At 39.4% G+C, this 13,682-nt stretch carries 9 protein-coding genes and 1 pseudogene; all 10 read left to right on the forward strand.

The window, feature by feature from the left end; all coding sequences use genetic code 11:
• The first annotated feature begins 3 nt into the window (after positions 1–3).
• The 10 genes and pseudogenes from JXR92_RS05090 to JXR92_RS05135 all read left to right on the forward strand — a co-directional run bounded on the left by JXR92_RS05090 (position 4) and on the right by JXR92_RS05135 (position 13,677).
• Positions 4–1,080, forward strand: coding sequence for a glycosyltransferase WbsX family protein (locus JXR92_RS05090; protein ID WP_005825939.1), 1,077 nt, complete (start codon positions 4–6; stop codon positions 1,078–1,080).
• Entirely contained in the window at positions 1,077–2,021 is a 945-nt protein-coding gene (locus tag JXR92_RS05095) for a glycosyltransferase family 2 protein (protein ID WP_117599810.1), read from the forward strand. Before JXR92_RS05090 ends, JXR92_RS05095 begins: the two co-directional genes overlap by 4 nt.
• The gene (locus JXR92_RS05100; protein WP_117964284.1) at positions 2,021–3,304 is read left to right on the forward strand and encodes a glycosyltransferase; all 1,284 of its coding nucleotides are present in this window, start codon (positions 2,021–2,023) and stop codon (positions 3,302–3,304) included. The genes JXR92_RS05095 and JXR92_RS05100 overlap by 1 nt, the downstream gene beginning before the upstream one ends.
• Before the next feature lie 12 nt (positions 3,305–3,316).
• Positions 3,317–3,581: pseudogene (locus JXR92_RS05105) on the forward strand (glycosyltransferase); the annotation flags it as partial.
• Between the two features lie 42 nt (positions 3,582–3,623).
• Positions 3,624–5,882 carry a glycosyltransferase gene (locus JXR92_RS05110; RefSeq protein ID WP_117964283.1) on the forward strand — a complete coding sequence of 753 codons (2,259 nt, stop codon included), beginning with the start codon at positions 3,624–3,626 and terminating at the stop codon, positions 5,880–5,882.
• A 68-nt stretch (positions 5,883–5,950) separates the two neighbouring features.
• Entirely contained in the window at positions 5,951–6,868 is a 918-nt protein-coding gene (locus JXR92_RS05115; RefSeq protein WP_119961738.1) for a glycosyltransferase family 2 protein, read from the forward strand.
• A 14-nt stretch (positions 6,869–6,882) separates the two neighbouring features.
• Positions 6,883–8,190, forward strand: coding sequence for a glycosyltransferase (locus tag JXR92_RS05120; RefSeq protein WP_117599807.1), 1,308 nt, complete (start codon positions 6,883–6,885; stop codon positions 8,188–8,190).
• Positions 8,191–8,254: 64 nt separating this feature from the next.
• Entirely contained in the window at positions 8,255–10,096 is a 1,842-nt protein-coding gene (locus JXR92_RS05125) for an ABC transporter ATP-binding protein (RefSeq protein ID WP_117599806.1), read from the forward strand.
• A 171-nt stretch (positions 10,097–10,267) separates the two neighbouring features.
• Positions 10,268–12,106, forward strand: coding sequence for an ABC transporter ATP-binding protein (locus JXR92_RS05130; protein WP_119961736.1), 1,839 nt, complete (start codon positions 10,268–10,270; stop codon positions 12,104–12,106).
• A 491-nt stretch (positions 12,107–12,597) separates the two neighbouring features.
• Positions 12,598–13,677, forward strand: a complete 1,080-nt coding sequence (locus JXR92_RS05135; RefSeq protein WP_138345713.1) for a Gfo/Idh/MocA family protein — start codon at positions 12,598–12,600, stop codon at positions 13,675–13,677.
• The last annotated feature ends 5 nt before the right edge of the window (positions 13,678–13,682 follow it).

A 13,682-nucleotide genomic window follows, 5' to 3' on the forward strand; every position in this document is an offset into this window, starting at 1 on the left:
ATAATGAATAAAGCAAGGGTTATAGCTTTTTATCTACCTCAATTTCATCCAATACCAGAAAACGACAGATGGTGGATGAAAGGTTTTACGGAATGGACTAATGTAGGAAAGGCACGTCCATTGTTTCCTGGACATTATCAACCTAAGGTGCCGGCAGATTTGGGATATTATGATTTGCGAGTGCCGGAAACACGTAAAGCGCAAGCTGATATGGCAAAAGAATATGGTATCGAAGGCTTTTGTTACTGGCATTATTGGTTTGGAAATGGAAAGAGACTCTTAGAGCGTCCGTTTAATGAAGTATTGTCTTCTGATGAACCGGATTTTCCTTTTTGTCTGGCTTGGGCTAATGAGTCATGGAGGGGCTTTTATCACGGCATAAAGAGCAAAGATACTTTGATAAATCAGCTTTATCCGGGAGAACAAGATTATATAGCTCATTTCCACGAGGTATTACCTGCTTTTAAAGACCATCGCTATATTACAGTGGATGAGAAACCGTTGTTTATGGTTTATCATCCTTTGGATCATCCGGAGATGAAAGAGTTCATTGAACTCTGGCGTACTTTAGCTGTGCAGAATGGCTTGAAGGGGGTTTATTTCATAGGACAAACCTATCATTTGAAAGAAGAAAAAGAGAGACTTATGAAAATGGGGTTTGATGCTATTAATGTTGTACGCTTGTTTGACTTTGAGAAGAAAGCTGCTCTGACTTATAAATATGCGAAATGGAAACATAAAATATTTCGTATTCCTAAGGTTGTGGAGTATAAGAAGGCCAGTTCTTTCTTTGTGGGTGATGAAGAATATGAAGAGAATATTATACCTACCATTATTCCTAACTGGGATCATTCTCCACGTTCCCGTGGTAAATCGTTGGTCTTGAATCACGCTGAACCTTCTTATTTTGCCCGACATATGAAAGAAGCAATAAAGCGTATTGAGAATAAGCCTTTAGACCATCGGCTTGCATTTGTAAAATCATGGAATGAGTGGGCTGAAGGGAACTATCTGGAACCGGATTTACATTATGGAAAACGTTATCTGGAAGTGATAAAAAAGAATGTTGTAGAGGGATGATTTCTATGGAAGAAAAGATAGCAATTGTTATTCCGGCATATAAGTGCCGCTTCCTCCGGCAGACTTTGGATTCTATTGTCGTACAGACTTGTCGGAGTTTTACTGTTTACATAGGTGATGATGCAAGTCCTCAGAATCTGAAGGAAATTGTTTCTGATTATGCGGATAAAATGAATATTGTCTATCGACGTTTTGATACTAATCTGGGTGGAGTGGATTTGCCGGGGCATTGGGACCGTTGTATAGCACTTGCAAAAGAACCGGTTATTTGGTTCTTTTCAGATGATGATTTGATGCCGCAGGACGGGGTAGAGCGTATTATAAAAGCATTAGAATGCTATGGTACGAGGCATGGGATGTTCCGTTTTCCCCTTGCTGTGATAGATGAAAATGGCAAGATAATACATAAAAATCCTTCATTGCAGGAATATCCGGTTTCGGGCTATCAGTTTTTGTTGGATAAATTGGAAGGAAGAATTTATTCGGCTGCTTGTGAATATGTTTTTACTCGTGATATATATGAACGGATAGGCGGTTTTGTGAAGTTTCCATTGGCGTGGTGTTCAGACGATGCAACGTGGACAAGCATAGGTGAAAATGCAGGTGGAATGATTCCTTTGCCGGGTAAGCCGGTTTGTTGGCGAAATGTGATGGGCGAGAATATAAGTTGTTCCTTCAATTATGATGAAGAGAAGATAGTAGCTACAAGGCAATTTATAAAATGGGTTTCAGTTTTTTACTCGGACAGACTTCAAGATAGAAAACTACAGCATGCGATAAAGAAATATGCCCATACGATATTGCATTACAGTTTGCAAGATCGTTATAAATTACATGATCTTATGGGTATTTGTCGTAGTTTATGGTATATTTGCCCTTCTGTATCATTAAGTGTGGCATTCCGCATGTGTAAGTTGAAACTTAGAAATCGAAAGAGATAATGAAGAAAATTCTTTTTATACTTCCTTGTGTGCCTTATCCGTTGACTGCTGGAGGTAATCAGGCCTTTTTCAATATGGTGGAATATATCCGGCACAAAATGTCTGTGTCTTTGTTGCTTTCGCCGGGAAATAAGGAGATGAATGATGTCGAAAGTTTAAGGGCTTTATGGACAAATGTTGATTTCTATCTTTTTAGGGAAGAAGATGCAGAACCTAAGACTCGTTGCCCCCGATATTACCGTTGGTTAAAAAAGATGTCTGAATCCATTTCCCGCAAGATGCAACGGCAACTGTATTCTTTTCAGCAAGAGCATCCGTATAAGAATATGACGTTGAAGAATTCTTGTTTTAAACCTTTTCCCAAGGCATACGTAGAGTATGTGTCTGACATCTCACGTCGTGGATTTGATATTATTCAGGTTGAGTTCTATCCATTGATAACCTTGGGGTATCTATTGCCAAAAGATGTACAAACAGTGTTTGTGCATCATGAACTGAGGTATATACGTAATGAAAATGAAATGGAATGCCTTACTCATGTAACAGATGAAGACAAGATGCTCTATGGTATTGCTAAGGATATGGAGAAAGCCGCTTTACGTCAATATAAGCATGTAATTGCATTGACGGATATTGACCGTTTATTGTTGGCAGACTTGGTTGGACAAGAATGCAATATTTATGTTTCTCCGGCAGTGGTACAGATAGAGTCTGTTTATGACAGAATTGTGAAGCCGGCCTCTGTTCGTCTGACATTTGTTGGAAGTGAAAATCATTACCCGAACCAGGATGCAGTAGATTGGTTTTGTCATGAAGTAGCCCCTTGTTTGCGTGCTCAGGGTTTTAAATTTGTTTTTCAAGTGATTGGGACATGGAAGAGCCGTTACGTGAAAAGTCTTCAGGCAGTATGTCCGGAAATGGAGTTAGTGGGTTATGTGGAGGATTTGCGGGAATACTTGAATGGAAGCATCGTTCTGGTGCCAATTCGTATTGGTAGTGGTATGAGGATGAAAATATTGGATGCGGTTTCCTCTATGGCTTCTTTTGTAACTACGACAAAAGGAGTTGAGGGAATTGACCTACGTCACAATGAAGAGTGTTTGATTGCTGATAGCGCAACTGATTTTGCAGCAGCAGTCATTCGTTTGGAGGCGGATAAAAAATTGCAAGTCAGGCTGGCGACGCAAGCATTGAAGCGTTTGCGTGAACTTTATAATCCTCAGGAAATGTTGGAGAGAAGACTGGCTGTTTATGATGAGATATTGCAAAATAATACAAACTAATAGCATCAGATTATGCTTTCAATCATAATTTGTTCGGTATCTCCCGAACGTTTGGAGCAAGTAACCCGGAATATTCATGATACTATTGGTGTTGATTATGAAATCATTGCTATTGATAATCGTGAAAAACAATGGCCGATAGCACGTGCGTATAATGAGGAGCTTCTCGGGCACATTATCCCTTTCTGTTTTTGTTCATGAGGATGTAAAGTTTCATTCGGTAGGCTGGGGAAAGTGCATTGAGAAGAAACTTAAGGAACCGGATTGTGGTATAATTTAAGTATTGTGACATAAATAGACTATATAAAATTTGACTGTTATGAATGGAAATAAGATTACCTTTTGGAGACGTAAATTTTTGTCATTTATATATGAGAAGAAGATTCGTGGAAATGGTATATACACTATTGAAAAATATAGAATACTGAAAGTAACTTTGCTTAAAAAGGTGATTTCTTATGATGAAGTTAATTTTACATATTTAAAATTCCTTCATTTTACTAGGAAAGTTTCAGAAAAAGAACTATTGTTTAAAGTGAATAATCGTTGTTTTGATGTTCTTGATATTCCTTTGGATCAGGATAGTTTACCTTTAGTTAGTATTATTGTTCCAAATTATAATCATGCTCTATATTTAAGAGAACGTTTGGATTCAATTTATAGCCAAACGTATAAAAAGTTTGAGGTAATTCTATTGGATGATGCATCTTCTGATAATAGTGTTGAAATATTGACTGAATATGCTCAGAAATATCCACAAAAAACCCGTTTAATAGTCAATGAGAAGAATTCGGGAAAAGTTTTTGCTCAATGGAATAAGGGATTGAGTTTGGCCAAAGGAGAGTATATATGGATAGCTGAAAGTGATGATTATTGTGATAAAGGTTTTTTAAAAGAAGTACTTTTAGGGTTGCGCCACCAATCGGTAATGCTTTCCTTTGCAAGGAGTGTATTCATGAAAGATGGTAAAAAAATATGGTCAATAGAGAGATATCTAAAGGATTCGTCAATATCTTGGAATGCTCCTTTTGTTATGTCGGCTCACATGCTTGTGAATAAGGCTTTTGGGATTAAAAATGTAGTCCCAAATGTCAGTAGTGCGGTTTTTAGAAATGTGGGTACTATACCTGATGAGATTACTGCTATCTGGAAAGATATGTCCTTATGTGGTGATTGGTTATTTTATCTATGGTTGATTCGAGGAGGAGCTGTCAGCTATACTAATAAAGTGACCAATTATTATAGAATACATGAGAATAGTACTTCATTGAAAGTTCAAGATACATTGGATTATTATATTGAAACTTTTCGTGTTTCTTGTTTTGTAGCCCAGAACTATGCAGTAGATTTATCGATTTTTGATACTGTTAAGAATAACTTAGTACGGCATTGTATAGATAGAAAACATGAAAACAAGGTAGAGGAGGTTGAGAGAATATACGATCTTAATCAGATAAAAGAGTGTGCAAAATGTCGGCGTCCGAATGTTGCTATTTGCGGCTATTCTTTAATTCAAGGTGGGGGAGAGGTATTTCCCATTTATTTGGCAAATGAATTGAAAAAGCAGGGGATAGCAGTAACTTTTGTTGATTTTAGAAGAGCAAATTATGACGAAGGAATCAGGAAAAAACTGGATAGAGATATACCATTAATCGAACTTAGTGACGTTAAATTCTTTAATGGTGTAATTTCTGCTCTTGGAACGGAGATCGTTCATACTCATGAAGGGACTGTGGATTACTTTGTAGCTCGCGTTATAAGGAATAAGGAAGGTGCTTGTAAGCATATTATTACACTTCATGGTATGTATGAAGCTATTTCTAAAAAGAACTTGGATGGAATATTGGAGTTTGTGATCCCAAGCTGTTCTTGTTTTGTATATATTGCTGATAAAAACTTGCTTCCGTTTAAGGGCCTATTTCAAAACTTGCAATTTCGGAAAATAGGAAATGGGCTTCCGCAAATACCTATTGTTCCCCACAAAAGACTTGAGTTGGGTATTGAAGAAAATGCTTTTTGTTTGACATTGGTTAGTAGAGCTATTTTTGAGAAAGGCTGGATAGAAGCGATAGAGGCTGTAAAAATAGCAAGGAGGAAGTCAGAGCGACCGATTCATTTGATATTGATTGGGGAAGGAGAATGTTATGACTTTTTAAAAGGTAAAAACCTTCCTTCTTATATTCATTTGCTGGGACGCAAAAGTGATGTCAGGAATTATTTTGCTATGTCTGATGTGGGATTGTTACCTTCTCGGTTCAAGGGGGAGAGTTTCCCTTTAGTTGTGATAGAAAGTTTGATGAGTGGTTCTCCAGTCGTGGCGAGTGATATAGGAGAAGTTCGTAATATGTTGGCTGATGAAGCTGGTAATATGGCTGGTATGTTATTTAAACTTAGGGAGGGTGAAATACCAGTTGATGAATTGGCGCAGATTATTTTGCTTTTGGCTACAGATAATGAAAAGTACATGCAGTTGAAGAGGCGGACTAGTGAGGTTACTAAAAAAATGAATATTACTCATACTGCAGAACGGTATATTGGTGTGTATAATGAAGCCTTGAATACTTTGCCAAAGGAATGAAGTTGTAGTAGTAAGCCTATGATAGAAGCATTTTGACTGCTTTATATGATTAATTGTTATAACTAAAGATGGAGAAAAAACTGGCAATAATTATACCTGCTTATAAAGCTCGTTTTTTGAGAGAAACTCTGGATTCAATACTTAAGCAGAATAGTTCAGAATTTATTGTATATGTGGGTGATGATGCGAGTCCGGAGAATATAGAAGGGCTTGTCCATGATTATGATGAGAAGTTAGATATTGTTTACCATCGGTTTAGTACGAATCTTGGAGGCGTAGATTTGCCTGGGCAGTGGGATAGATGTATTGCTTTATCCAATGAGCCGTTGGTTTGGCTTTTTTCTGATGATGATATAATGCCGTTTGATGGGGTTAAAAGAGTAATGCAGGCTGTTGAGAAATATGGAGATAAGCTGGTGTGTATGCGTTTCCCTTTAATGGTAATAGATGCTTGTGGTAACATGAAATATCAGAATCCTCCTTTTGAAACGGAACGGATTTCTGGATATGAGTTTTTATTGGATAAGTTATCAGGAAAGATTAGTTCGGCTGCTTGTGAGTATGTTTTTAGCCGTGATGTTTGGAAACAAATAAAAGGTTTTGTGAAGTTTCCGTTTGCATGGTGTTCGGATGATGCTACTTGGGCAAGTTTTGCCGATTTAACAGAAGGAATTATTTCTCTACCTGGGAGGGCTGTGTGTTGGCGAAATGTAGAAGGTGAGAATATTAGTAATTCTGTAGGTTTTGATAAGGAAAAGCTTAGAGCAACAGGCCTTTTTTTTAATTGGATAAACAGACATTATCCTTGCAATCTTAGAGATGCTAGATTGAGAAAAGCTTTAGAAGCTTATACTCATACGATTTTGTCTTGCTCAGTTCGTGGTAACTTCAGTTTGTGTGATCTTGTCCGTTTATGTTATGCTCTTGGTAAAATAGATTATGTTGCCGCTTTACACGTGGCGTATCGCCATTTGTTGAAAAAATGAGTTTTTGAGAAAATATGAAAAAGATACTTTTTATAATTCCCTATATTCCATATCCTTTAGATTCAGGAGGTAATCAGGCCTTTTTTAATATGGTTAATTATATCCGTAATCGAATGTCGGTGTCAATTTTGCTTTGCTCAAAATCCGAAGAACATGATAAAAATATAGTGGCCCTGAAAAAATTGTGGGCAAATGTAGATTTTTTTGTATATAAATGGCCTAAAAAGAAATCTGTACATATTGAAGTCCGTAATCCATTATATTACAATGTTTTGAAAAGAGTGAAGGCTTCTGTGGAGCGCAAAATGAGAAGGCAGATTGTGAATATGGGGGTAGATATGGAATCAGGTTTAGATCCAGTTCGCGAGAATTCTGCTCTTTTAAGATCGGTTTTTGAGCCCCTTGAATCTGGATATGCTCAATATATTTGTCAGGTTATAAAGCAAGGATATGATATTATTCAGGTTGAATTTTATGAATTGATTTCTGTAGGATATTTATTGCCGGAAAATGTACAAACGATTTTTGTGCATCATGAATTAAGATATGTCCGTAATGCTAATGAAATGTCTTTGTTTGAAGAGATGACAGATGAAGATCGCATGCTTTTCTCTGTGGCAAAGGACTATGAGCGAGCTGCCTTGCTAAAATATAAGCATGTAATTGCTTTGACTGAAGTAGACAGACAACTGCTGATTGATTTTCTTGGTCGTAAAGAACGTATTTATGCTTCTCCAGCGGTGGTGCAGATGTCAGATACTTCTATTGAAGAATTTACTCCGGCAATTACTCATAGATTAACGTTTGTTGGAAGTGGAGATCATTATCCGAACTTAGATGCGATTACTTGGTTTTGCAAAGAGGTGGCTCCTTATTTGCATAAGCAAGGATTCTCTTTTGATTTTAGGGTTGCAGGACGGTGGGATTGCTCTCATATAGTAAGACTTTCTTCTGTTTGTCCAGAAATAAAATTTGTAGGTTATGTGGAGGATTTGAGTGATTTTCTTAAAGGTAGTATTGCTCTTGTTCCTATACGCATCGGTAGTGGGTTGAGAATGAAAATATTAGATGCTGTATCTTTGGGCATTCCTTTTGTTACTACTTCTAAAGGAGTAGAGGGGATTAGTTTTAATGATAATGAAGAGTGTTTAAAGGCGGATACAGCTATGGATTTTGCAGATGCGATTATTAGGTTGGCTAATGATAGTAACATGCAGTGTAGACTTGTTTTACAAGCTAAACGTAAATTAGAAGATTTATATGATTGGAAAAAGATGTTAGAACAGCGTATAGCTATTTATTCTCATATTCTGAATTTTTAAAATTTTTATTTTGAGTATTTAGGTATTTTCGTGTAATTTAGCAATTTAATTATAATCAAAACTTATGGTAAAACAGTTTTTCTCTTTGATGAAGCGATATATCATGCCGTATCGCAAGTATTTAACGTGGGCATTGATACTGAATTTCCTTTCTCAATGGCTGAACGTTTTTTCTTTTATGGCTATTATTCCTATTTTAAACATATTGTTTAAGATTGACACTAAAGTGTATGAATATATGCCCATGGACTGGGGAAACTTTGACAAAGATGTTCTTATTAATAATGCTTATTATTGGATCAGTAATTTTGTTTTGGAACATGGCGCTTTTCTTACACTTGTTATGATGGGATGTATATTGGTTTTTATGACGTTATTGAAGACTGCAGGTTACTTCGCTTCTTCTGCAATTATGGTCCCTCTTCGTACAGGTATTGTTCGTGATATCCGTATTCAAGTATATAATAAAGTATTGGAGTTGCCTCTTAGTTTCTTTTCTGAGGAGCGTAAAGGGGATATTATTGCTCGTATGAGTGCGGATGTTACTGTTGTTGAGAATTCTTTAACCAGTTCCATTGACATGTTAATTCGTAATCCGATAGCTCTTTTGGTTTGCTTTGTCACTTTGTTTACTGTAAGTTGGGAGATGACTTTGTTTGTCCTTATAATTCTTCCATTGGCTGGATGGCTCATGGGAATAATCAGCCGTAAATTGAAAAGACAATCATCAGCGGCACAAGCCCAATGGGGAGATATAATGTCTCAATTGGACGAAACCTTGGGAGGATTACGTGTGATTAAAGCTTTTCTTGCAGAAAAGAAAATGTCTGCGCGTTTTGCAAAGACCAATAATGAATTTAGAAATGCTGTGAATGAAATGGTAATCCGTCAGAGTTCAGCTCATCCGATGAGTGAATTTTTGGGTACTTGTATCATCGTTATCGTATTGCTGTTTGGTGGTTCATTGATTTTGAGTAATACTTATTCTCCCATGGATGCAGCCACTTTTATTTTCTATTTAGTTATTCTTTATAGTATCATTAATCCCTTAAAAGAGTTCTCTAAGGCTTTTTATAATATACCTTTAGGGCTTGGCAGTATGGAACGTATTGACATGATATTAAAGGCTGAGAGCCATATAAAAGATCCTATGCAGCCCTTATCATTAAATGGCTTTGAGAATAAATTGGAATTTCGTGATGTAAGTTTCAGTTATATAGAGGGAAGACCAGTTTTGAAACATATTAATTTGACGGTTCATAAAGGTAAGACTATTGCTCTGGTAGGACAGTCAGGATCAGGAAAATCCACTTTAGTAGATTTGGTTCCTCGTTATCATGATGTCACAGAAGGAGCCTTATTGATAGATGGTAAGAATGTGAAGGATGTTTCCATAAGCAGTTTAAGGTCATTAATAGGCAATGTGAATCAGGAAGCTATTCTGTTTAATGATACTTTTTTTAATAATATTACATTTGGTGTCGAGAATGCTACGATGGAGCAGGTTGTTGAAGCTGCAAAGATAGCTAATGCACATGATTTTATTATGGAAACTGAGAAAGGATATGATACTATGATTGGTGACCGTGGTGGGCGTTTGTCTGGTGGGCAAAGACAACGTGTCAGTATAGCGCGTGCGATTTTGAAGAATCCTCCTATTTTGATTTTGGATGAGGCCACTTCTGCACTTGATACAGAGAGTGAACGTTTGGTGCAAGAAGCTTTGGAACGTTTGATGAAATCACGTACTACCATTGCCATTGCCCACCGTTTGTCTACAATCAAAAATGCAGATGAGATATGCGTACTTTATGAAGGTGAAATTGTGGAACGTGGAACGCATGATGAGCTTATAGCTCTTAATGGATATTATAAGAAACTGAATGATATGCAGTCACTTTCATAAATATATTTTGTGAGGAATATATGACTATTGATGGTCAGTGATTTTTTATGTAGACAGCGGATTAGTTAATAGTCCGCTGTCGTTTTATATTTAGAGATAAGCATCGAACTTAGATGTTTTTCATTTTATTCTTGTACCTTTGCAACCTTATAATTCACTTAACTACAATCAATGAAGGAATTCCTACAACTGATGCGGCGCTTTGTGTCGCCTTACAAGAGATATATCGGTTGGGCAATCGTGCTCAATGTGCTGTCCGCTATATTCAACGTCTTTTCATTTACATTGTTAATCCCTATCCTTAACATCCTTTTCAAGACTGGGGCGAATACCGAGGTATATCACTTCATGGAGTGGGGAAGCGGCAGCCTGAAGGAAGTGGCGGTGAACAACTTCTACTACTACGTCACCCAGATGATTGAGACACACGGGCCGCAGATGACACTGCTGTTCATGGGGCTCTTCCTTGCTTTCATGACCATGCTGAAGACCTCCTGCTACTTCGGTTCTTCTGCTATAATGGTTCCTTTGCGTACGGGAGTAGTACGCGATATCCGTGTGATGGTCTATTCCAAAGTGATGCACTTGCCACTTGGTTTTTTCTCTGAAGAAAGAAAAGGGGACATCATTGCACGTATGAGCGGTGACGTAGGCGAAATTGAAAACTCCATTACCAGTTCACTGGATATGCTGCTCAAGAATCCTATCCTGATTCTGCTTTATTTTTCCACTTTGATTGTAACCAGTTGGCAGCTGACCTTGTTTACTGTCCTGGTATTGCCGGGTATGGGCTGGCTGATGGGAAAGGTCGGCAAGAAGCTGAAACGCAAGTCGCTGGAAGCCCAGGGGAAATGGAGCGACACGATGTCGCAACTGGAAGAGACGTTGGGCGGACTGCGCATCATCAAGGCTTTCATAGCCGAAGACAAGATGGTGGACCGTTTCAAACAATGTAGCAACGAGCTGCGTGATGCCACCAACAAGGTAGCCATCCGTCAGTCGTTGGCACATCCTATGAGCGAATTCCTCGGTACGTTGCTCATTGTATTGGTTCTGTGGTTTGGTGGTCTGCTTATTTTGGGCGATGGTACTTCCATGGAAGCTTCAACGTTCATTTTCTATATGGTGATTCTGTACAGTATCATCAATCCGTTGAAAGACTTTGCAAAGGCAGGATACAACATTCCAAAGGGTCTGGCATCCATGGAACGTGTGGACAAAATACTGAAAGCCGAGAACCCCATTAAGGAACCGGTAAACCCGTTGCCGCTGCACGGGATGAATGACCGGATTGAATTTAAGGACCTCTCCTTCAGTTACGACGGCAAGCGCGAAGTGTTGAAGCACGTCAATCTGATGGTGCCCAAAGGACAGACCATTGCACTTGTCGGTCAGTCCGGCTCCGGCAAGTCGACATTGGTGGATTTGCTGCCGCGCTATCACGATGTGCAGTTGGGTGAGATTACAATTGACGGTGTGAATATTAAGAATTTTCGCATCCACGACTTGCGTGCGTTGATAGGAAACGTGAACCAGGAGGCCATCCTGTTCAATGATACCTTCTTCAACAACATTGCTTTCGGTGTGGAAAATGCAACAATTGAGCAGGTGGTTGAAGCTGCAAAGATTGCCAATGCCCACGATTTCATCATGGAGACCGAGCTCGGTTATCAGACCAACATTGGCGACCGTGGCGGCAAGCTTTCCGGCGGACAGCGCCAGCGCATCAGTATTGCCCGTGCCATCCTGAAGAATCCACCCATCCTGATACTCGATGAGGCTACTTCCGCACTCGACACCGAAAGCGAACGCCTGGTGCAGGAGGCGCTGGAACGGCTAATGAAGACCCGTACCACGATTGCCATCGCCCACCGCCTTTCCACCATCAAGAATGCGGATGAAATTTGTGTACTCTATGAAGGTGAAATCGTGGAACGTGGTAAGCACGAGGAACTTCTCGAGAAGAACGGCTATTATAAGAGGCTGAATGATATGCAGTCTCTCTCATAGAAATAAAGTTCTGCGCACCTTGCTTCCATCCGCTTGTGCTATGTTGTTATGACTAAATAGGAAGTTAATCCATTGTAAGGCAATGTATTGATTTCGTGTATCCCTTCTTGTTGATACTTTGTAAATAGGAAGTTAATTTCCTGCAAACAGCATATTAATTCTTCTTTCTCTTCTATACTTCTTACGCAGAATTTATGATGTAGGTGGGTGTTGATGGCTACCGGCAGAGTGTTTCACGGCTGTTAGGCAATGATGAATAAAGGGCGTTCTTTTGCCTTTTACGCTTTTTTAATATCTGCTTGCTTCCATTCTATCACTAATTATCCTATTTTTGCAAAGAACACATACATAAACATTGCAAATATCATGAAAAAATTATACCCAATATCTACGACAACAGCTACTATGACTATTAGTCCAAGTACTCTTAATCATGTAATTCAATTGACCCCGATAATACTATAACTGTAAATATTTAATATTCGCCTACCATGAAAATAAAAGTTGGTTTGATAGGGTTCGGCAGAATGGGGCAAATGTATTGGGAGGAAATGCAGAAAAGCGGTCGATGGGACATCGCATATATCTGTGATACCGATCCGGCCTCCCGAGAATTGGCAAGAAACTTTTCCCCTTCATCCAGAATCATATCCGATGAACAAGAAATCTTTGACGACCAGAGTGTAGAAGCTGTTGGTCTTTTTGCATTGGCAAATTCCAGAAAAGAACAAATAGAGAAAGCTGTTCGAAGCCATAAGCACATCCTGACGGAGAAACCCATTGCCGATACCATTGACAAGGAATGGGAAATTGTGGACCTGATTGAAAAGTATGACCGCATTGCTGCTGTCAACCTTTATCTGCGCAACTCCTGGTATCACCAGGCTATGAAGCAGTTTATCGATGAAGGCGAAATTGGCGAACTGGCCATCTTGCGCATCTGCCACATGACTCCGGGATTGGCGCCGGGCGAGGGACACGAATATGAGGGTCCCGCCTACCACGACTGCGGCATGCACTACATAGACATTGCCCGCTGGTATGCCGACAGTGAATACAAGACCTGGCATGCGCAAGGCATGCGGATGTGGGACTATAAGGACCCTTGGTGGGTACAGTGCCACGGTACTTTCGAGAACGGCGTCGTGTTCGATGTCACACAAGGATTCGTCTACGGACAACTCTCCAGAAATCAGACTCATAATGCATATACGGACATTATCGGTACAAAAGGTATCGTGCGCATGACGCATGATTTCCGGACTGCCGTGGTGGAGCTTCACGGCGTGAACCGTACGCTTCGCCTGGAGAAACCGTTTGGTGGGAAGAACTTAGATAAACTATGCAATATTATGGCCGACTCCATCGAGAGCGGGAAACGCGATCCGAGATTGCCGCAAATGCGCGACTCAGCCATTGCTTCCCAATACGGATGGACTTTCCTGGAAGATGCGCGTCGTCACGACCTGCCCGGCATAGGCGACTTGCAGACACTGGAGGAAATCAGGGAGCGCCGGAGGCATATGAAGGAAGGTTATGGACTGCTCCGTCCGAAGAAGACGGTAGTCTGATGCCT

The sequence above is a fragment of the Bacteroides parvus genome (assembly GCF_017309675.2).
In the GTDB taxonomy this organism is placed as follows: domain Bacteria; phylum Bacteroidota; class Bacteroidia; order Bacteroidales; family Bacteroidaceae; genus Bacteroides; species Bacteroides uniformis.

Excerpts from the sequence above, each read along its gene's own strand:
- JXR92_RS05090 (WP_005825939.1), top strand. The coding sequence starts at position 4 with ATGAATAAAGCAAGGGTTATAGCTTTTTATCTACCTCAATTTCATCCA.
- JXR92_RS05135 (WP_138345713.1), top strand. The coding sequence starts at position 12,598 with ATGAAAATAAAAGTTGGTTTGATAGGGTTCGGCAGAATGGGGCAAATG.
- JXR92_RS05100 (WP_117964284.1), top strand. The coding sequence starts at position 2,021 with ATGAAGAAAATTCTTTTTATACTTCCTTGTGTGCCTTATCCGTTGACT.
- JXR92_RS05110 (WP_117964283.1), top strand. The coding sequence starts at position 3,624 with ATGAATGGAAATAAGATTACCTTTTGGAGACGTAAATTTTTGTCATTT.
- JXR92_RS05115 (WP_119961738.1), top strand. The coding sequence starts at position 5,951 with ATGGAGAAAAAACTGGCAATAATTATACCTGCTTATAAAGCTCGTTTT.
- JXR92_RS05130 (WP_119961736.1), top strand. The coding sequence starts at position 10,268 with ATGAAGGAATTCCTACAACTGATGCGGCGCTTTGTGTCGCCTTACAAG.
- JXR92_RS05120 (WP_117599807.1), top strand. The coding sequence starts at position 6,883 with ATGAAAAAGATACTTTTTATAATTCCCTATATTCCATATCCTTTAGAT.
- JXR92_RS05095 (WP_117599810.1), top strand. The coding sequence starts at position 1,077 with ATGATTTCTATGGAAGAAAAGATAGCAATTGTTATTCCGGCATATAAG.
- JXR92_RS05125 (WP_117599806.1), top strand. The coding sequence starts at position 8,255 with ATGGTAAAACAGTTTTTCTCTTTGATGAAGCGATATATCATGCCGTAT.